At 61.0% G+C, this 19,005-nt stretch carries 17 protein-coding genes; 2 read left to right on the plus strand and 15 right to left on the minus strand.

The window, feature by feature from the left end:
• Positions 1-30: 30 nt before the first annotated feature.
• The 10 genes from BLS41_RS26880 to BLS41_RS26925 form a co-directional block, all read right to left on the minus strand.
• On the minus strand, positions 31-1,032 hold the full coding sequence (locus BLS41_RS26880; RefSeq protein ID WP_074770370.1) for a LysR family transcriptional regulator: 1,002 nt from the start codon (positions 1,030-1,032) through the stop codon (positions 31-33).
• A gap of 95 nt (positions 1,033-1,127) precedes the next feature.
• The gene (locus tag BLS41_RS26885) at positions 1,128-1,982 is read right to left on the minus strand and encodes an N-formylglutamate amidohydrolase (protein WP_074770372.1); all 855 of its coding nucleotides are present in this window, start codon (positions 1,980-1,982) and stop codon (positions 1,128-1,130) included.
• 250 nt (positions 1,983-2,232) lie between these two features.
• Positions 2,233-3,387 carry a porin gene (locus BLS41_RS26890; protein WP_074770374.1) on the minus strand — a complete coding sequence of 385 codons (1,155 nt, stop codon included), beginning with the start codon at positions 3,385-3,387 and terminating at the stop codon, positions 2,233-2,235.
• 325 nt (positions 3,388-3,712) lie between these two features.
• Positions 3,713-4,963 carry an NAD(P)/FAD-dependent oxidoreductase gene (locus BLS41_RS26895; RefSeq protein WP_074770376.1) on the minus strand — a complete coding sequence of 417 codons (1,251 nt, stop codon included), beginning with the start codon at positions 4,961-4,963 and terminating at the stop codon, positions 3,713-3,715.
• A gap of 45 nt (positions 4,964-5,008) precedes the next feature.
• Positions 5,009-6,265, minus strand: a complete 1,257-nt coding sequence (locus tag BLS41_RS26900) for an FAD-dependent oxidoreductase (protein WP_074770378.1) — start codon at positions 6,263-6,265, stop codon at positions 5,009-5,011.
• Entirely contained in the window at positions 6,265-6,645 is a 381-nt protein-coding gene (locus BLS41_RS26905; protein WP_074770380.1) for a RidA family protein, read from the minus strand. Before BLS41_RS26905 ends, BLS41_RS26900 begins: the two co-directional genes overlap by 1 nt.
• A gap of 53 nt (positions 6,646-6,698) precedes the next feature.
• A complete protein-coding gene (locus tag BLS41_RS26910) occupies positions 6,699-7,352 on the minus strand; it encodes an amino acid ABC transporter permease (protein WP_074770382.1) in 654 nt (217 codons plus the stop codon).
• The gene (locus tag BLS41_RS26915) at positions 7,349-8,035 is read right to left on the minus strand and encodes an amino acid ABC transporter permease (protein WP_074770384.1); all 687 of its coding nucleotides are present in this window, start codon (positions 8,033-8,035) and stop codon (positions 7,349-7,351) included. The genes BLS41_RS26910 and BLS41_RS26915 overlap by 4 nt, the downstream gene beginning before the upstream one ends.
• Before the next feature lies 1 nt (position 8,036).
• A complete protein-coding gene (locus BLS41_RS26920; protein ID WP_074771209.1) occupies positions 8,037-8,840 on the minus strand; it encodes an amino acid ABC transporter ATP-binding protein in 804 nt (267 codons plus the stop codon).
• Positions 8,841-8,864: 24 nt separating this feature from the next.
• Positions 8,865-9,884: a transporter substrate-binding domain-containing protein gene (locus BLS41_RS26925; RefSeq protein WP_143026370.1), complete on the minus strand. Its 1,020-nt coding sequence runs from the start codon at positions 9,882-9,884 to the stop codon at positions 8,865-8,867.
• Positions 9,885-10,061: 177 nt separating this feature from the next.
• On the opposite strand from BLS41_RS26925, the gene BLS41_RS26930 reads away from it, so the two are divergent.
• Entirely contained in the window at positions 10,062-10,775 is a 714-nt protein-coding gene (locus tag BLS41_RS26930; protein ID WP_074770386.1) for a helix-turn-helix domain-containing protein, read from the plus strand.
• 31 nt (positions 10,776-10,806) lie between these two features.
• Here BLS41_RS26930 and BLS41_RS26935 read toward each other — a convergent pair whose 3' ends face one another.
• From BLS41_RS26935 to BLS41_RS26955, 5 genes are read right to left on the minus strand one after another with little or no spacing between them, the layout of a single operon-like run.
• Positions 10,807-12,156 (minus strand): neutral/alkaline non-lysosomal ceramidase N-terminal domain-containing protein, encoded by a 1,350-nt coding sequence (locus BLS41_RS26935; protein WP_074770388.1) that lies wholly within the window; start codon positions 12,154-12,156, stop codon positions 10,807-10,809.
• On the minus strand, positions 12,153-13,805 hold the full coding sequence (locus BLS41_RS26940; RefSeq protein ID WP_074770390.1) for a tannase/feruloyl esterase family alpha/beta hydrolase: 1,653 nt from the start codon (positions 13,803-13,805) through the stop codon (positions 12,153-12,155). The genes BLS41_RS26935 and BLS41_RS26940 overlap by 4 nt, the downstream gene beginning before the upstream one ends.
• A gap of 15 nt (positions 13,806-13,820) precedes the next feature.
• Entirely contained in the window at positions 13,821-15,368 is a 1,548-nt protein-coding gene (locus tag BLS41_RS26945) for an MDR family MFS transporter (RefSeq protein WP_074770392.1), read from the minus strand.
• A gap of 56 nt (positions 15,369-15,424) precedes the next feature.
• Positions 15,425-16,720: an ATP-binding protein gene (locus BLS41_RS26950; protein WP_074770394.1), complete on the minus strand. Its 1,296-nt coding sequence runs from the start codon at positions 16,718-16,720 to the stop codon at positions 15,425-15,427.
• Positions 16,720-17,442, minus strand: coding sequence for a response regulator (locus BLS41_RS26955; RefSeq protein ID WP_074771211.1), 723 nt, complete (start codon positions 17,440-17,442; stop codon positions 16,720-16,722). Before BLS41_RS26955 ends, BLS41_RS26950 begins: the two co-directional genes overlap by 1 nt.
• A gap of 473 nt (positions 17,443-17,915) precedes the next feature.
• Between BLS41_RS26955 and BLS41_RS26960 the strand changes: the two genes are divergently transcribed.
• The gene (locus tag BLS41_RS26960) at positions 17,916-18,866 is read left to right on the plus strand and encodes a helix-turn-helix domain-containing protein (RefSeq protein ID WP_253189764.1); all 951 of its coding nucleotides are present in this window, start codon (positions 17,916-17,918) and stop codon (positions 18,864-18,866) included.
• Positions 18,867-19,005: the final 139 nt, after the last annotated feature.

Here is a 19,005-nt window from a genome sequence, read left to right on the forward strand (position 1 = left end):
CCCGCTGCAACGGCTGCGGTATCGCCGGTTTCAATCCGCTTCCGGCAGGCACACGTCTTCGGGATTCAGCGCCAGCGCCTTGGCGATGTCGCGCGAAACCTGCCGTTCATACGCGCGGCGCAGCAGGTCGTATAGATCGGAGGGAAGCTGGCCCAGTTCGTTTTCCCGGAACGCCAGATAGAACGACCGGCTAAGCGCGGTGTGCGGCCTGCCATTGCGTGAGAACGCCGACAGCGGAACCACGCGCAAGTCCGGCACGTAATGACGCGATTGCCACACGCACAGCGGCGTGGTGATCGCGAAGCCGAGGCCGGCGGCGACGAGACTCAGCATCGGGTCGGTGGCATCGAATTCGCAGGTGCGTTCGACGTTTTCGGAATTCGACGCGAGATAGGCGTCGACATGCTGGCCGATCACCGATCGCGCGCTATAGCGGATCAGTTGCAGATGACGACTCAGGTCGGCCAGCGTGGTCAGGCGATCGACCTCGAAGCTCTTCGGCAGCACCACGAAATACGGCTCGGAAAACAGCTTCTGGCGACGGATACCAGGTGCCTGCGCGAGACCCGTGGTGGTCACCGCCATGTCCAGCTGACGCGCTTCGAGCTGGCCGTCGAGCGTCGGCGTAATGCCGGACCACAAACGGATCTGATGCGACGTACCGGCCAGCGCCTTGATGATGATCGGGCCGATGGTGGCCGCAAACGAATCCACGCATCCCAGCCGAACGACGACACGTTTCGCCCGGGTGACGTTGCGCACGCTCTCGACCATCTGGTCCGCGCCCTGCAGCAACACGGTGGCATGCTCGAACAGACGTTGACCTGCGGCGGTGGGACGGGCGGGCCGGGTCGCGCGATCGAGCAGGGTGGTGTCGAGAATCGTCTCCAGCGCCTTGATGCGCTGCGAGACGCCGGCTTGTGAAATGGCGAGGCGGCTCGCCGCGTCCGAGATGGAACCGGCTTCGACCACGGCGACCCAACTGGCTAGCAGGTCCCAGTCTGGATACTGTTCGGGTACGCTCTCTTTCATGGTCGGCAATGGAATGGCAGTGGAGTCCAATTATATTGCCGCCCGCGCGAACAGACGGTTGTTACGCACTTTGCGCCGCTATGCCCTTACGCGCGTTACGCGCGCCCGTCTGGTTCGATACCGGCGTGCACCGCTTGCCGGCTTCCTTCCATTCGTTTCAGCACGGCCTCCAGCGCATCAAGTGCGACTCCGAGCGCCGCACCTGCTTCACCTGAATCGAATTCGGGTTGCGCCGTGCTCCGCTGTTCGCAATCCAGACGCCAACGGCCCGCCACTTCGACTTCGATCGCGTGAACGCCGCTAACCGGCAAACCGTAGTGCTGCGCGGTGAAGGCATCCGCGAGCTTGCCGTTGACCACCCACGACCGGTTGAACGCCTGCACCGATTCCGTGAGCGCGGTCACCAGACGCCGGTCGCAAGCGGTGCCGCGATTGGTGCCGATGTTGCAGTCTGCGGCACCCGGCTGTTCGCGATACGGCGAGAGCCACGAGCTTGCGTGCGAGACGAGCAGCAGGACGTTTTCATGCGTGTTCCGCAGCCGCACCACCTCTCTCGCGACCGCCGCGTGAAACGGCTTCCAGTACATGTCCGCCCGCTCGCTCACCTCCGCTTCCGACGGCTCCTGGCCCTCTGGGTATAACGCTTCGCCTCGGGACGTGTGCGTCCTGCACAGACCCACGCGATTGAGCCGGGGCGATAACGGCCGGCTATCCAGAGCCACGTTGTAGTCGATGACGCACGGATGGTAGAGCGCCGACACACACGTCACCCCCCTGCCGATCGCGACCGATTGCAGCAACGCGCCGAAAGGATCGGCGAGCCGTCCCTCGACGGGACCCCATGCGGAATTGGACTGCAACGGCGCCGGCACGGACGTTCCGATATGCGGAGTGACGACCAGCACTGGCGAGTCGCCTGGAAAAATCTGGCCGTACGGCAGGTTCTGCATGTTAATACCCTCGGGTTCGCATCGACGTGCGTTGGCGCGCGCGTGCGTGACCGGACGTGACGTGATACCTGCGACGTTAACCGAACAGAATTCCGAGGCATGGTTCGTAAGCCGCGGTTTATCTGTTTATAAGCGCGTCTTACGAAGTTGGGGCACGGCGCGCGTGAACGCCGTGCCCCGATAAATTGCCGACAGTCAGCTGCGCATCGCCCGGAGTGCCCGACTGATCCCCGGGCCGATGCGAGTGCGCTTAGAACTTGTGCCGCATGCCGACGATGGCGAGCACCTGGTTCTGCGTCGTCGATGCAGACAGGAAGTTGATGTTGGCTACCGCGCGGCCGCCGGTCGAATCCGTGCCGGAAGCGTGCTGATATACGCCGTCGATATAGACGTCGGTCCGCTTCGACAGGAAGTAATCGAGGCCAAGCACGCCCTGGTGGTACGTCGCATCGTTGACGCCGTAGCCCTTCGTGTAGTCATACGCCGCGCCCGCGAGGAAAGACGGCGTGATCTGATACTTGAAGTTGACTTCGACGTTGTGGAATTTCGCGTTGCCGCCCGACCCCGTTGCAGGCAGGCCGGTTTCCGCGCCGATGTCCTTGAACTGCGTGTTGCTATAGGTTGCACCGAAGGTCGCCGCGCCAAACGTATATGCACCGCCAGCCGTGAAAATCTGCTGCGTCTTCGCGGACGCATAGCCCGAATACACGCGGCTCGCCGTCATGTTCGACGCAGTCGTGCTCGACGTCGAGTTATTGCCGAAGTACGAATAGTTAGGATCTTTAACGTTGACGTAGGCGACGCCAAGCGCGAGCGGCCCATTCAGGTAACCCGCTCCCAGCGACCAGATCTGGTTGCGGCTGAACTGCCCTGCCACGCCGCCCAGGCTATACATGCCGCCGAACGAAAAGCCGTTGTAATTCAGGCTCTTGTATTTGATCGCGTTGTTGACGCGGTTCGTATTGTTCATGTTGTCGAGGTCGCCCGGATGCGCGCCGAAGTACGGCGACCACTGGTCGGCCACTTCGAAAACACCGGTGAAATCGGCGATCGAATCGTATTGGCGACCGAACGTCACCGTACCCGCGCTGGCCGAAGACAAACCGACATAGGCCTGACGTCCGAATTCGTCACCGCCTTGTCCCAGCTTGCCGGTCGCCACGCTAAAGCCGTTCTCGAGGACGAACAGGGCCTTCAGTCCGCTACCCAGGTCTTCGGTACCACGCAGCCCCCAGCGGCTGCCCTGAATGTTTCCGCTGCTCATCTGGTACTGGCTGTGACCGCCAGCGTTATTGGCATAGGTAATGCCGACGTCGATGAGACCATACAGGGTCACGCTGCTTTGCGCGTGGGCGACCGTGGACAGCGCGCTAAAGGAAGCGAGCACGAGAAGCGACTTTTTCATTAGTATCTGACCGGGTTGAAGGTTGCGAAGACGCCGCGCGTTGGCCCTGGAGGGGGAGCGCCGTCCCTACGTCACAATGACGAAACAACTTGGTGTTAACGACCGCAGCCAGATTAGGGGTCGCAAAATTGTGACGTGACTTCAATTCCAATCTTTTATGTTTTACAGAAACAATGCTAATGATGAGTCGATGCACGGCATCGCCCGGCGCACGTTTGGCGCTACCACCGTTTCGCCAAAGGTCTGATTGATCGATTAATCCGGCAATGGAAAGGTGCGACCGCCGACCCAGCCTGCTCACAGCCATGTCAGCGTCACGCACCGCTCATTTAAAGCGGGCGACGGAAAATTGCTCCAGCTCCTTCGGTTTTTTTCCTTCGATCAGCCGCGCGACCATGTCGCCGGTCGTTCCCGCGAGTGTCATGCCGAGGTGCTGATGGCCGAAGGCGTAGATCACCCGTTCGTCTGCGCTCGAGTGCCCCATTACCGGCAGATAATCCGGCATGGTCGGCCTGATGCCCAGCCAACTGCTCGTCACTGGCGCATCCAGCCGTATATTCCTGCGGATATTTCGCTCGATAAAATCGGTACGCGCCGGATTCAACGGCAAACGCAATCCACTGAGTTCGACGGTGCCGGCCGCGCGCAGTCGCAGGTCGCGCAACGGCGTCATATAAAAGCTGGATTCCGCGATACAGGTTGGGCGCGTGAACAACGGTTCCTTCAACTGAAACTCGACGTGATAGCCGCGTTCGGCGCCTAGTGGAATACGGTCGCCCAACTGCGCCGCGAGTTTCGCCGACCATGCGCCGCCGGCGATCACCACCCGGTCAGCGCGTATCTCTTCTCCTTTCGCCGAGCGCAGGCTGACGCCCGCCGCACTGGTCGCGATCGTGCTCACATCCATCCGTACATGACGCTGCTCCGCAATCAGCGGCTTTGCCAACTCCCACACAAAGCTTTGCGGATCGACCAGATGGGACGCCGACGGGAACAGCACCGCACCCACCGCGCGCTGATGAAGCGCAGGCTCTAATTGCGCGAGTTCACTCGCACTCAACATCTCCTGACGAACACCCAGTTCGGCGCGAAGCTTGATGTCATCGGTGGCACGCCTGAACGCGGCTTCCGTCTGATATGCGTACAGACAACCTTCGCGCCGGACCAGCGCCGCCGCGTTGGGCGCGTCATCGAGCAGCGGCGCGTAACCGTCATGCGTGCCGCGCAGCAACGCTGCCAGCGCGCCGGTATTGGACAGATACGCTCGCCGGTTGCATTGGGCAAGAAACGCGGCAAGCCACGTCGCAAAGTTTCCCAGCCGCGACCAGCGAATCGACAGCGGCGACTCCACGCCGAACAACAAGCCCGGCAGATCGCGCCAGATCTTCGGCTGTGGAATGGGCGTACACGCATAGTCCGCAATCGTGGCCGCATTGCCGAACGACGCGGCACCCGCGATGTCGCCCCTGTCGACCAGCAACACGTCGAAACCTTTGCGCCGTAACCACAGCGCGCACGAAACGCCCACCGCTCCCGCACCGATCACGACGACTTCGCGCTTCTCGTTACCCTGCATGATGTGCTCTCGCGTTGATGAGCTGATTGAAAAATACCCTGACGGTTACCAGAAGCTGCGTCCGAGATCGAACGGCGTGTCCCGTGTGTTGGCTTTGCCCGTCACCAACGATGTGACGAGGTCGGCGGAACCGCATGCGAGCGTCCAGCCCAGCGCGCCGTGTCCCGTATTGACGAACAGTCGCGGCACAGCGGTGGATGAGATGATCGGCAGGCCGTCCGCAGCCATCGGACGAAGACCGCACCACGGACGTACCTCGTCGGGCATCCGCATGCAAGGGAACAGTCGCTTCAGCGCGTGCTTGAGGTTTTCGACTCGCGCCGGTCTCAGCGTCGTGTCGAAGCCGTCGAACTCGACCGTGCCCGCCACGCGCAATCTGTCGCCGAGCGGCGTGACGCCGATATGCTCGTAGTCGTCAACAATCGGCCGCTTCGGCAGGAAGCCGAGTTCATCGGCGGAGAGGGTCAACGAGTAGCCCTTGACCGGCGCCATCGGCAGGCGTATGCCGAGCGGACCGACCAGCGACGGCGAGAGTGCTCCCGCGCACACCACCACGCTATCAGCGCTGAGATAGTCGTCTTCCAGACGGACGCCGCGAATCGCACCGCCCTGCACGTCGATGCCGCGCACTTTGGCATTCCAGCGAAACGTCACGCCGTCACGCTGCGCTGCCGCCGCGGCCGCCACGCTGAACTGGTGCGCGTCGCCCCAAGCATCGGATTCCAGCAGCAGAGCCGTGCCGATCGTGTGAGCAACCGGAGCGAGCGACGGTTCGAGCGCGACGCTCTGCGCTGCATCGAGGCGCTGCACCTTCGCGCCCATCCGTTCGAGCATCCGCGCAAACGACTCCGCGCGGCCTTCCGCGCCTTTGCCGCGAATCAGTTCGAGCAGACCGCCGCGCTGGATGCCCGCATCGATTCTGTTCTGGCCGAGCAGACGCTCCATAGCCGCCAGGCTTTGCTGACCGAACGCGGTCAAGGTCGCGGCGGTTCTGTGGTATTTCGCGGCGCGGCAGTTCGCGAGAAAGCGCACGCCCCACATGCCGAGACCGGGAATCGCGCGCGGTCTCAGCAGAAGGGGGGCATCTTCGCGGCCGAGCCATTTGAACAATTGTGTCGGGGTGCCAGGCGATGACCAGGGCAACGCGCTATTGGCGGCCAGCAAGCCGCCGTTGGCAAAACTGGTGCCCTTTCCCGCCTCCGGCTGACTGTCGATCACTGTGACGCGAATGCCCGCGCCCGCAAGCGCGAGCGCGGTCGTCGTCCCGATGATGCCTGCACCGATGACGATCACATGCTTCATCAGGCAACACCGCTCACGTCGGCATGCGCAAGAATTTCGATCTTGCCGCCCGCGACCATCAGATCCGCGATGATGGTCGCGCGGTTCGGATAAGGCTTCGTGAAGAAACGGCGGTACACCTCGTTCATCCCGTCAAAATAGCTCTTGTCGGTCAGGAAGACCTGCACCTGGGTGACGTCGTCCATCGTTGCGCCCGCCGATTCCACGATCTGCTTGAGATTCGCAAAGGTCAACTCGGCTTGCGTCGTGATATCGCCGTCTTCGATGGAACCGTCTGCGCGAATCGGAATGCTGGCCGTGTACAACGTACCGTTCGACACAGTCGCCCATTCGACGGGCGCGGTTCCGTTCGGCAGACCGGTTTCGATTACCTTTCTCACAAAAGTACTCCTTATGATTTGAGTGATTCAGCTTGAGTTGAAAACCCCGCCCGTCACCCGTGCGATGGGTGACGTCGCTCGATATGACGCATCAGTTGCGACAGCGGGTAGCACAGCACGAAATAGAACGCACCCACGGTGACGTAGATTTCGAACGGCATGAAGTACTGCGAACTCAGATCCTGAGCACGCAGCATGAGATCGGGCGCGGCGATCAGCGAGGCGACCGATGTGTCCTTCAGCAGCGAGATCGCAATGTTGCCCGACGGTGCGAGCACGAGGCGAATCGCTTGCGGCAGCACGACCCAGCGCATCGCCGCGCCGCCGGTCATACCTATGCTCCACGCGGCTTCGCTTTGTCCGCGAGGCACGGCTTCGATGCCCGCGCGAAAGATTTCGGCGAAATAGGCGGCGGCGTTCATGCCGAGTCCCAACACCGCCGCCTGATACGAATCGAAACGCACGCCGATCGATACCAGCCCGAAATACACGAGAAAGAGTTGCACGAGCGCGGGCGTGCCGCGAAACAGTTCGATATAGATGCGGGCGATGCGCGCCGCCACGCGATGACCGCTTATCCTGACGACTGCGAGCAGCAGGCCGAGCACGATGCCAATGGCAATCGCGCCGAGCGCGAGACGCAACGTCGCCCAGGCTGCCTGGAACAGTTCGACGTGCATCGACGACCACAGTTCGGAATAGCTCATGACAGCGCCGTCCTCGATTTGTGAAGTCCACGTTCGGTCGCCGTCGACAACCGTGCGAGCGCGAGACTCAGCAGCAGATAAATGATCGCCACGATGAAATAGATGAGGTTGCTCTGATAGGTCTCGCTGACCAGCGCCCTCGCATGAAACACCAGTTCAGGCACCGCGACGGCGGACGCGAGCGACGTATCTTTCAGCAAGCCAATCGCGAAGTTGGCGAGCGCGGGCAGCGCGAGGCGCATCGACTGCGGCAGCACGACCGTGGTGAGTGCCATCGGCCAGGTCATGCCGATCGCGAGCGCCGCTTCACGCTGACCCCGATCGATTCCGTTGATCGACGAACGGAAAATCTCCGAGAGAATCGCCGCGCCGTTCAGTCCGAAGCCGAGCGTCGCCGCGACGAACGCGGGCAACATAATGCCGATCCGCTCGAGCCCAAAGTACAGAACGAACAATTGCGTCAACAAAGGGATATTGCGAAAAACTTCCAGATAAACATTCGCCACCGCTTTCAGAACGGCATTGCGCGACAGCCGCATCAGCGCGATCACGAAGCCCAATACGAACGCGACGCAGAAGGCGCTTGCGGTCAGCGCCACCGTCGTCAGCGCGCTGACACACAGCACGCGAACGAAATACGGGAGAAAGTGCAAGCTGTGAGCCCACGCGTTCAGTAGCGCCATGTCAGTGCTCCAGCACCGCGCGCAGGAACGCGCGGGTGCGTTCGACCTTCGCTTCGTGAAAGATCTGCCGCGGCGGTCCTTCTTCGACAATCCTGCCGTCGGCCATGAACACGACTTTGTCCGAGACGCTTTCGGCAAAGCGCATTTCATGCGTCACGATGATCATCGTCATGCCCTCTTCAGCGAGCTTGCGCATCACGCCCAACACCTCGCCGACCAGTTCGGGATCGAGTGCGGAAGTCGCTTCGTCGAACAACATGAGGCGCGGCTTCATGGCGAGCGCGCGGGCAATCGCCACACGTTGCTGCTGACCGCCGGACAACTGATCGGGAAACGCGTCGCGCTTTGCATCCATGCCGACCTTGGTCAGCAACGCGCGCGCTTCGTCGATCAGATCGCTGCCTGTGCGTTTCTGCACCTTGCGCGGGCCGAGCAACACGTTGTCGATCACGCTGAGGTGCGGAAACAGATTGAAGCGCTGGAACACCATGCCGATGTTGGCACGCATCGCGGCAAGCTCGCGCGCCGACATCGGCAGAAAGGTGTCTTCCCGGCGGCGCTCGCCAATCGGCGTGCCGTCGATAAAAACATGGCCCGCGCTCGGCGTTTCGAGGAAGTTCACGCAACGCAGCAGCGTCGTCTTTCCCGAGCCGCTTGGTCCGATCAGCGATACCTTCTGCCCCGGCATCACGTCGAGGTCGATTCCCTTGAGCACCTCGTGCGCGCCAAAGGACTTGCGTAGCCCGTCGATGCGCACCAGTTGCCGCGTATCGACTGGGGGAATGGCAGTTAGCGTGGCAGACATATCGCTGTGTCCCATGATCTCGTTTCAGGCAAAGGCTTTGCTGAAATCGCGCGACTCGTGCGCGAACGGGCCAATCAGCGCACCCTTGGCGTCGCGATCCACGCCGAGGCGCGGATCGGTGGGCAGAGGCACCAGATAATCGGGATTGGTGATGCCGTATTTAGCGAGGATCGGCTTGATCTGGTTGGTACGCCATAGCCAGCTAATGCCTTCGTTGATGCCGTCGAACAGATCCTTCTTGTCCGGGCTCACGCCCCAGATCGACGCGAATTTCCCCGTCAGGCTCGGATAGCTCGCATCGAATGCGATGGGGATCTGCTTGAGACCCCACGACGGGTTCTGCTGGATCATGTAGTCGACCGTCGGTGCGTCGAGCACGGCAAAGTCCAGCCGTCCGGCTACCACGTCGCGCAGACACGAATCGCTGCCGTCATACAGCTTCACGTCGACAATGCCGGGCACCCGCTTCATGTCCGGCACCACCGAATAGCCGGTGGCCGTGCCGATGGTGTGGCCGCTCAGGTCTGCGATGGTGAGCGAGCTTTTTGACGTCTGGCCCTGCCGCATGATCACGTAGGCGCCCGTATAGAACACGGGGTTGGTCAGCAACAACAGCTTCGCGCGGATCGGCGTCCACGCGAAATTGCCGCCGAACCAGTCCACCCGTCCCGACTTCACCGCTTCGATCACGGCGGAAAAACTCATCTGCTGGACGTCGATCTTGAGTTGCAGTCGTTCGGCGATCAACTGGAGCATCTCGAAGTCCGTTCCGACCAGCTTGCCGTCGCGCACCGACGCGATCGGCATGTCGCCGAGACACGCGGCCGTCAGGTAGCCGGGGCGCACGGTCTTGATCGGCGACGCGGGCGAGGCCGCCCATGCAGACTGCCCAAGCAGGCTTGCGCCGACGCCTGTGAGGACCCCGCAGCCTGCCGTCTTGAGGAAACTCCGGCGGGACGGTTTGGCGGCATCGGGCGCGTTGTTGAAGAATTCGTCGAACATGGTGGTCAGCCCTTCCTGAGTGGATTGAATGGGTAACTGCATAACGTCGGCGGGTTTTGCATTTGTGCAAAACCATGCAAACCATCGTATGGAGCTAAAAACTCAGGGTCAAGAAAAAAATTTGCATATCTGCAAACTTTGCAAAAGGGCATCGTCCTGTGTCACTATCCGAATGTGACGCGTCCCCCGTCGCGTACCAGATGAACGATAAGAGACAGCATGCAAACAGAGGAATCGCCGAAGAAGGCGCGACAGAAGGCTGGCCGGCAGCCGGTGGCCGGTGCGGCGTCGAAAGTCGCAACGAGGCGCGACAAGGAAGTGCCGATCGATCCGGCGGCTGCAAATGCGGATGCCGTTGCAGTTGCGGAACCTGTGGAGCACGCCGGTGAAGCAAGCCCCGGCGAGACGATCGCGCGCCATCGTCACGCGCGCGGTATGACGCTCACGGCACTATCGGCGTTGTCGTCGGTGTCGATCTCGACCATTTCGCGAATCGAGAATGGCCGCATTTCGCCGACGTATTCGGTGCTGTCGCGGCTGGCCAAGGCGCTCGATATCCGCTGGCCGGATATGGTCGGGGGCAACGAGAAGTCGTTTGCGCAGGGTTGCCGCGCGGTGAGTCGCGCGGGTCACGGCGTGAAGCATCCCACGTCGACGGGTATCTTCGAATGGCTCGGCGCGGAACTCGTGACCAAGTCGATGGAGCCCACGCTGATCGAAGCCATTGCCGACACCGGCAAGCATGTGCTCGCCGCGCACGATGGCCAGGAGTTCATCTTCGTGACCGAAGGCTCGCTCATCTTCATGATGCGCGACTATGCTCCGCTCACGCTCGAAAAGGGCGACAGCGTCTATTTCGATGCGGGCACGCCGCACGCCTGTTATGGCGTGCAGATGCCCGCGCGTTATCTATCGATCGTGGCGAAGCCCTGAGGGTTGAGTCGAGGTAGGAGCATGAATCGATTTAACGAGCGTTCAGAAGACGCCCGGCAGACTCGATAACGGCATCCCGGACCTCTTCAGCTGAGCCCTTGAAATACGGTGCGCTCATCGCTTCATAAGTGATCCGGTCGTAGCTGCCTGCATCGGGCAGGTACTTGGCCGCGCCGTTCACCATCGTCGCGACCAGCGTGTGCGCGAACGGCGAATGAGCTTTCATATCGACGGCGGTCTGACTCGACAACTCCGCCTGAAACCCGAACACGGCAATTGCGCCGAGCCTGACAATCCAGAACGGCACATCGACCGGTTTGCCGGCCTCGAACCGATAGGTCGTGGACGGCCGCTTGGAAGCCGCATTCGGCGAAAACGCCTGGCTCTGCACGCGCACCTTGCCGCTTGTCACCGCGAGCACGGGAGCGTTCGTGTTGTCGTCCGCGATATTTTGCGCAACGCGATACGCTTCACCGCCGAGTCGCTCGCCCAGCAGATCGACGAGTAAAAAGCCTGCTTCGTGGATATCGACGGTGCTCGAATGTCCGTCACGGTCCAACCGGTTTCGCTTCGCCGTCAGATAAGGCGCCTGGTCGCCGGCTGCGCCAACCAGAAATAACGCGACCGTGCCGTCGCCATATTGCTGCTCGACGTAACGGGTCGCCGCGCCCGCGAGGTCGGCGCTGATCTGCATGCCGCCACCTTGCAGCGTCGACTCGTTCATGATCGACGACTGCACCGCGTAATTCACAACGATAGCGATAGGGTGACGGTCGCTGCCTTCCAGACGGATGACGTTCACGCTTTTATCCGAGAACCCCGCGTCGTTCGCACCGAGCCACCAGCCGTCGGCTGTCCGCACATCCCGATTCACGTTGACGTTGCTCGTGCCGCTGCCGAAGCCGATGCTCGCGGGCTGCATGTCTTGCATCGCGATCGTCGCGGCCTGTGTCACCGACGTTTCGATCGCCTGCACGATCTGCTGCTTGCGCCGCTGTTCGGCGGGGTCCGGCGCGGGGCCTTGCACATGCGGCACGGAGAACGTATGGCTTGCTGATACGACGACATCGGCGGCTCGCATCTGCGCCGCGCGGCCGACAATATCTTTCACCTGAGCGACCAGTGTGTCGGGCATCGAAGTGAGATCGACGGTGACCAGCGCAATTCGATTCGTGCCGTTATCGAGCACGATCACTCGCGACTGCAGCGGATCGTGCACGCTCACGTAACCGTCGACGGGCAAATCCGCTTGCCCGATTTCGATAGCCGCCCTGCCTGCTCCTGCGCGAAGGCTTGCCGCCACCGCGCCTTCGCATGCCGATGCGAACGCGAGCGCGACCGTCACGAGCAGCAAATTTTTATAGCGCCGCAGAAGCGTCATTCGGATTCCGCTCCTGCGTTGAGCGACGCCTTCACGTGCACCCCTTCATGGGGCGCAACGCACGCAAAGCTCGCCGCCTTGCCGATATCACCATGCCCGGTATAGCGCGCCACTTCGGGATACGCGCACAGCGGACGCGTGCGCACGACCTTGCCGCCATCGACTTTCGACGCCACCACGCGCTGCGGTGCGACACCGTGCGCGACCCATTTATCAATGGTGCCCAGCTTGTCGAAGGTATCGCAACCTGCACCGCCAAAGCAGTGACCCATGCCCGGAATCGTGAACAGCCGCGCCGACGCCCGCGTCGTATCGCCGGCATTGCGCATCAGGGTCCGGTAGTAGCCGATCAACTCCTGCGGATTGTGATAGTCGTTCCAGCCGATATACATCAGCAGCTTGCCGCCGCGCGCGAAGAACGGCTTCAGGTCTGCATCCACGTGAAGCAACGGCCCGACGTTGGCGATGGCCTTGTCAATGTCCTTGTCCCAGTCGATGCCCGACCAGTCCCAGTCGGGATTCTGAAACGCGGTATAGCGGAAAATATCGAGCGCGACCGGAAATGGCTTGCCGTCGGCAAAACCCGCGAGTTGCGATTCGCTACCCTTCGCCGGCCCCGGAAAAATCACTTCGTGCGTGCGCGGATTGACCGGCCCCGCGTAAATCTGCTCCAGCAGATGCACCTGCGGCGCGGTCAGACAGTCGGGCGCGTCGGCGCCTTTGCACAGCAGTTGCCGCGGCTCGAACAGGCACCGGTCGGGTTCGTCGACAAAACCCTGCTTGCGCCCGGCAGGCGACGCGCAGGCTTCGATCACGGCCTTGTTGACCATGTCGAACTTTTCCTTGGGAATCGCGAGGCTCGGGTCGTGATGGACGAGCCAGCTCGGCCACAACTGCGCCGCGTTGAAATTCACGATGGGGTTGGGCGGAGCACCGGCGACGATGCCGTCGTAGTCATCCGGGAAACGCTTTGCTTCGATCAGCCCTTCCAGACCGCCGAGCGAACAGCCCACCCAATACGATTTGAGCGGTGGCTTGCCGTAGTACGCGCGAATGATCATCTTGGCGTTCACGGTCATCAGATGGTCGGCGCGCCACGCGTAGTCGGTCAGCTTCTCCGGATGACCCAGCGTGAATCGTCCGCCGTTACCTTCGGGAGTCGAGCCGTCGTGTCCCGTGTCCGTCGTGGCGGCCGCATAGCCCTGCTCGATTCCCGTCAACATGCCGGGCAGCATCAACGCGCCGGCCCAGCCGAAGCTGCCCACGCCGAGGAATTTGCCGTTCCATCCGTTCAGCGGTAGCCAGACTTCGATCTTGATGTCGGAATCGCTGCTGGGTTTCAGCGTGGCTGCAATCCGGCAGAACGCGGGATTGGGGTCATTGGCCGTCTTACCAGCGACGTTCATACCCGAGAGACCACCCAGCCGTGTCAGCGGATTCTCGGGCATTTTGTACTGGCCCGCCGCGACGGTTTCAGCAGCGGTGATCGTCGCGTCGGGCAATGCGAGCGATGCGAGTTTGCTGCATGAGTCGGTGGCATCCGCCGCATGGGCGCCGGTGGAAACACACGTTGCGAACAGCGCCAGCAATCCCGCCATCAACCTGCGGACAATCCACCCAGCGTGGCTGCCGCTTCGAATCAATTTCATGTTTCTATCCTTCATTCAGGGCTTGTTCGTCACTGCGCGCTCGACTGGCCGTCTCGTCAGACTCAGAACCAGCACAAACCCGATGAACATCACAATGCCACCGGCGATCAGGCTCGAACCGATCGCGGTTCGATAAATCGACACGATTTGCGTCTGCTGATCCGTGGGCAACTGCCCAATCGCAGCCATGCCGCGATCGAGCATGGCGCTGCTATCGAACGACGCGGGCAAGTCGGCAATCTGCTTCTTCAGCACGAAACTCATGATGCCGCCCGAGAGCGCCGCGCCGAGCGATCCGCCCAACGAACGCACGAACGACATGGTGGCCGTCGCGGTGCCGAGCACGGCCTGAGGCACGGCGTTCTGCACGATCACCGTGGCATTGGGCATGCCGATGCCCATGCCCGCGCCGAGTATCGCCATCGAGACGAGGAACAGCCCGATGCTCGCGCCGATGTGCGCAAACAGCGCAAGCAGAACCAGGCCGAGGCATTCGAGGCCGACGCCGACCGAAAGCAGTATCGAGATGCGCCGCGCGCCGGCCGAAAAGCGCCCCGCTGTGACCGACGTCACCAGCATCATCAACACTTGCGGCAACATCATCGCGCCGGATTCTTCGGGCGTCTGATGCAACACCAGCTGGTAATAGAGCGGCATGAACACGAGCGAGCCCATCATCGCAAACGACATGACGCCCGATGCGGCCACACACGTCGCATACGGAATGATCCTGAAGAGTTTCAGATCGATTACCGGTTCCGCGGCCGAACGTTCGACCCGCACCAGCAATGCGTAACTCGCGAGCGCGACGACCAGCAGGATCAGCATGGCCTCGGTACCCGACAACAACGTCGACGTATTCGCGTTGAACAGCAGTAGCAACGCGGAAGTGCCGATGCACACCAGTATCGCGCCCGCGTAATCGATGGTATGACCGCTGCCGCGCGCCACTTTCGGCAGCGACGACAGCACCAGCGCAAGCGCGGCCGCGCCGACCGGCAAGTTGATATAGAAGATCCAGCGCCACGACGCATGACTCGTGATGAAGCCGCCCAATAGCGGCCCGGCCACGCTGCTAATCGCGAACGCGCCCGTCACGAGGCCCTGGTAGCGGCCCCGTTCGCGCATCGGCACGATGCTGCCGACCAGCGTCTGCGACAAGGTCATCAGGCCGCCTGCGCCGAGGCCCTGCAACGCACGGAACAGAATCAGCGCGAGCATCGATTGAGCGGCCCCGCACAGCATCGACGCGACCACGAACAACGAAATGCTCGCGACGAAAAACGGCTTGCGTCCGTACATATCGGAGAGCTTGCCGTACAGCGGCGCGCTGATCGTCGAGGTCAGCATGAACGCCGTGACGGCCCACGTCAGATGGCTCAAGCCGCCCAGATCGCCCGATATGACCGGCAGTGCGGTCGATACGATGCTTTGATCGAGCGCGGCCAGAATCATCGCGAGCATCAGGCCCGCGAAAACGCGCCGTCGTTGTGACAGTGGAATAGCCTGGCTGGCTTCGGCGGCGTCGGGCGTTGGCGTGCTTCTCGCAGAGGGAGATGACATCGATAAAGAACTCTCGCAGTAGTCGGGATAAAAATAGCGGCAACACCACGCGGCGCTTAGTCGAACGTGATGCGCGCGGTGAGACCCGACGGCTTGTGGTTGAACAGCACCAGCTTGCCGCCATGCGTGCGAACAATATCGTTCACGATCGACAAACCCAACCCGACACTTCCCGGCTGACCTGTGCGCGCCGCATCGAGGCGAACAAACGGTTCGATAACGTCCTTAAGCCGCTCTTCGGGTATGCCGGGACCGTCGTCGGTCACATCGATCATGATGTGTTTGCCGCGCACCGACGCAATCACCACCACGATTCCACCAAAGCGCAACGCGTTCTCGATGAGGTTGCTCATCACGCGCTGCATCGCGTCGGGGCGGCATAGAAACGGAATCTGGTCCGGTCCTTCGTAGTGGATTCGCGCGCCGGAATCTTCATATTCGTCGCACAGCGTAGCAAGCAGCGCACCTAGATCGAGCCACTCCTTCTTCTCGGCTTCCGCATTCGAAGTACTCAGAAAAGCCAGCGCCGACGAGACCATTTTCTGCATCAGGTTGATGTCCCTGAGCAGCTTCTCGCGCACGATCTCCTTGCCGGTATCGACCTGCAAACGCATCCGCGTGAGCGGCGTGCGCAGATCGTGACTGATTGCCGCCAGCATGCGCGTCCGGCCTTCGATCGATGCGGTAATACGCTCCTGCATCAGGTTGAATGCGTGCGCGGCGCGGCGGATTTCAAGCGGCCCTTCCTCTTCGATCGGTGCAATCACAATGTCGCGCCCGAATGCTTCAGCGCGGTCACACAGGCGACGCAACGGCCGGATCACGCGCGACACGGCCCACGCGGACAAACCGGCGACACCGACGCACAGGAAAGCCAGCGCGCCGAAGAACGGGAACGTCAGCCGGGGCGGCTCGTAACCCACCCGGTTGATGTGCACTTCGAGGGTGTCGTGGCCGATCGGCACGAGCACCTGAATATCCGGCGTGTCGTCATCGCTACTGCACGAACGCGCGGTCAGGCCAGGAAGGTCGGGAAGCTGGTATCGCAACGCCGATTCGAGGTCGCGCGAATTGAGCGTTCGATGCTCGCAGGGCAGATTCACCGATGTGAGCTTGAGTGAGAAATCCGCCCGCTGCGATGCGGCGATCACGCTTTCCCGATCGCGCTCGGGCACACCGCGGAGTATCTGCACGACACTGGCGATACGGTACGTGGGCTGCCAGGGCCACGGCGGAGTCGGCGGGCTGCCCGTGACGAACAGCAACACGATGAAGATCGCGAAGGTCACGATTGACGAGCCCGCGACAATCGTCAGAATCTGCCCGAGCGTCGTACTGAAATAACGTCGCATCAGGCAACCGTCACGTCGAGCTGGAACGCGTATCCATCTGCGCGCACGGTGCGAATGGGATCTTCGAGGCGATTATCGCCGGACAGTTTGCGGCGCAGCCGGCTGATCAGAAGATCGACCGAGCGCTCGGCAATCGGGAAATTTTTGCCTCGCGTCAGATTGATGAGTTCTTCACGCGACAGTACCCGCCGTGGGTTCTGGCACAGCACGAGCAGCAGATCGGTTTCCGCGCCCGTTAGCGGCACGCGCAAGCCGGTTCCTGAGCGCAACAGGCGCCGATATGGGTAAAAGGTGAACTCGGAAAACTTCAGCACAAGCTCGGCGGAAGACTGATTTCGCGGAGTATCGACCGCGTCGGGCCGACGCAGCACCGCGCGGATTCGCGCGAGCAGTTCGCGCAGATCGAAAGGCTTGGACACGTAGTCGTCCGCACCCAGTTCGAGACCTACCACCTTGTCGGTCGGCTCGGACAACGCCGTGAGCATGATGACGCGCGGTCCATTTGACGAAGAACGGATGCGGCGGCAGATCTCGAAGCCGTCCTCGCCAGGCAGCATCACATCGAGTAGCACCAGGTCGATCGGGCTGCGTTTCAGAATGTCGTCGGCGGCCTGTGCGTCTCCCGCGATTCGAACCAGGTAGCCCTTCTCGGCCAGATAGTCCGCTAGTGGCCCGGCAATGTCAGGGTCGTCCTCGACGAGGAGGATATGTGTGTCGGTCAATTCAATCCGCCTCGGCAAATGTTGCTTGATGTTGGCGACGCTGTGCGGCCGATGCAGTTCGCTGCGATGCGTCAGGCCATCGACGTCGAACCTGTGATTTTCCCGCAAAACGTTTTCGCTGGGAGCGGGATTCGTATGTCAATCCCGACACAATTATGAAATATACATATAAATCAGTAGCTTAATCGATTCCCCGAAAGACGCGATTTCATGAAAAGACCGCGGATCAAACGCATGTTCACCATCGCGGGATTTATGTCTACCTCGACACAATGTGTGAATGTCGACTCAAACCTAATAGCCGGTTGATGCTTTTCGGACGCTCCCCTATCGTGGACTCTGCCGCAGCCCGACATGACGCTTACGTGTAGAGGAAAGACATCACACTCATCTTCCAATATTCAGAGGAATGCCAACAGCCTTTTTATTGTGCTTCTGTATTTGCTGTAAAGGTTTGGTAGAACGGACACGGCATGAATATGACTCTCGTATCCCCATCAGCAACTCCACGCAACCCACACCCGATCTCACCGGCGGCTCCAGTTCCCAAGGTCCGGCTTTACGTCGACCGGCCTCAGGGAGATAACTGGTTTGTGCACGTGGGCTATATCAAGGATCGGGGACGATGGCGAACCGAACCCCATGCTCACCCCGCATACGGTCAGGTGATATTCGTGCGTACCGGCCGTGGGACGATCAATCTGGAAGGAAGAGGCGTTCCATTCGAGGGACCCTGCGCGTTGCTATTGCCGCCTGATTGCGTTCACGGTCTCGACTACGAGATCGATGTCGAACGATGGGTCGTCACGATCGAACTGGGATATCTGGCGAGGATCAATACCCGGCTTCACGAGTTCATCGCACTGTGGAGAACGCCGCGCATGATTCCTCTGCCGGATCATGACGAGGCGGCTGCCGGGCTCTACCGCAACATCTCGGCTCTGAAACAGGAAGCCGAGTCCGACGCGATGGGTCACTGGATCGGAGCCGAAGCGCGGTTGACGAATTTGCAACTCATGCTTGTCCGGCAGACACGTCTTGAGGAAGATTTAGTCGAAAACGCAAAGGGGAGCGATGTCCGCAAAGCGGAGCGATTTCGCAAGCTGATCGACGAACATTTTCGGGAAAATCTGTCGCTGAAAGACTACGCGTCAAAAATGGGGATGTCTTTGACTCAACTCCGGGCGGTGTGCGCGGCAGTCTCAGAACAGAGTCCAAGAAAAATGATTCATGCGCGCATCATGACGGAGGCAAAGCGGGATCTCATTTTTGGAGACATGTCGGTTTCGCAGATTGCATTCCGTCTTGGTTTTGCAGATGCCGCCTATTTCACGCATTTTTTCCGTCGGGAAACAGGTCAGGCACCGTCCGAGTTTCGTCTCGCATCGCGACGGCAGACATCTTCTGATCTACTTGTCACGTAGAAGCAATGGCATTTCTCTAGACCAGAAAAGTAGCTTGCCGGATGTGGTGGCGCCGCGCCACAGTACTTTTGGAAACAAAAAGCGGCGTCCAAAATCCACACTGGACTTGAACGCCGCTAATTTTTTACTTCTTCCTGGT

Source organism: Paraburkholderia fungorum (assembly GCF_900099835.1).
GTDB lineage: Bacteria > Pseudomonadota > Gammaproteobacteria > Burkholderiales > Burkholderiaceae > Paraburkholderia > Paraburkholderia fungorum_A.

Coding starts and splice junctions, on each gene's coding strand:
- BLS41_RS26880 (WP_074770370.1), bottom strand. CDS start 1,032: ATGAAAGAGAGCGTACCCGAACAGTATCCAGACTGGGACCTGCTAGCC.
- BLS41_RS26885 (WP_074770372.1), bottom strand. CDS start 1,982: ATGCAGAACCTGCCGTACGGCCAGATTTTTCCAGGCGACTCGCCAGTG.
- BLS41_RS26890 (WP_074770374.1), bottom strand. CDS start 3,387: ATGAAAAAGTCGCTTCTCGTGCTCGCTTCCTTTAGCGCGCTGTCCACG.
- BLS41_RS26895 (WP_074770376.1), bottom strand. CDS start 4,963: ATGCAGGGTAACGAGAAGCGCGAAGTCGTCGTGATCGGTGCGGGAGCG.
- BLS41_RS26900 (WP_074770378.1), bottom strand. CDS start 6,265: ATGAAGCATGTGATCGTCATCGGTGCAGGCATCATCGGGACGACGACC.
- BLS41_RS26910 (WP_074770382.1), bottom strand. CDS start 7,352: ATGAGCTATTCCGAACTGTGGTCGTCGATGCACGTCGAACTGTTCCAG.
- BLS41_RS26915 (WP_074770384.1), bottom strand. CDS start 8,035: ATGGCGCTACTGAACGCGTGGGCTCACAGCTTGCACTTTCTCCCGTAT.
- BLS41_RS26920 (WP_074771209.1), bottom strand. CDS start 8,840: ATGTCTGCCACGCTAACTGCCATTCCCCCAGTCGATACGCGGCAACTG.
- BLS41_RS26925 (WP_143026370.1), bottom strand. CDS start 9,884: ATGCAGTTACCCATTCAATCCACTCAGGAAGGGCTGACCACCATGTTC.
- BLS41_RS26930 (WP_074770386.1), top strand. CDS start 10,062: ATGCAAACAGAGGAATCGCCGAAGAAGGCGCGACAGAAGGCTGGCCGG.
- BLS41_RS26935 (WP_074770388.1), bottom strand. CDS start 12,156: ATGACGCTTCTGCGGCGCTATAAAAATTTGCTGCTCGTGACGGTCGCG.
- BLS41_RS26940 (WP_074770390.1), bottom strand. CDS start 13,805: ATGAAATTGATTCGAAGCGGCAGCCACGCTGGGTGGATTGTCCGCAGG.
- BLS41_RS26945 (WP_074770392.1), bottom strand. CDS start 15,368: ATGTCATCTCCCTCTGCGAGAAGCACGCCAACGCCCGACGCCGCCGAA.
- BLS41_RS26950 (WP_074770394.1), bottom strand. CDS start 16,720: ATGCGACGTTATTTCAGTACGACGCTCGGGCAGATTCTGACGATTGTC.
- BLS41_RS26960 (WP_253189764.1), top strand. CDS start 17,916: ATGAATATGACTCTCGTATCCCCATCAGCAACTCCACGCAACCCACAC.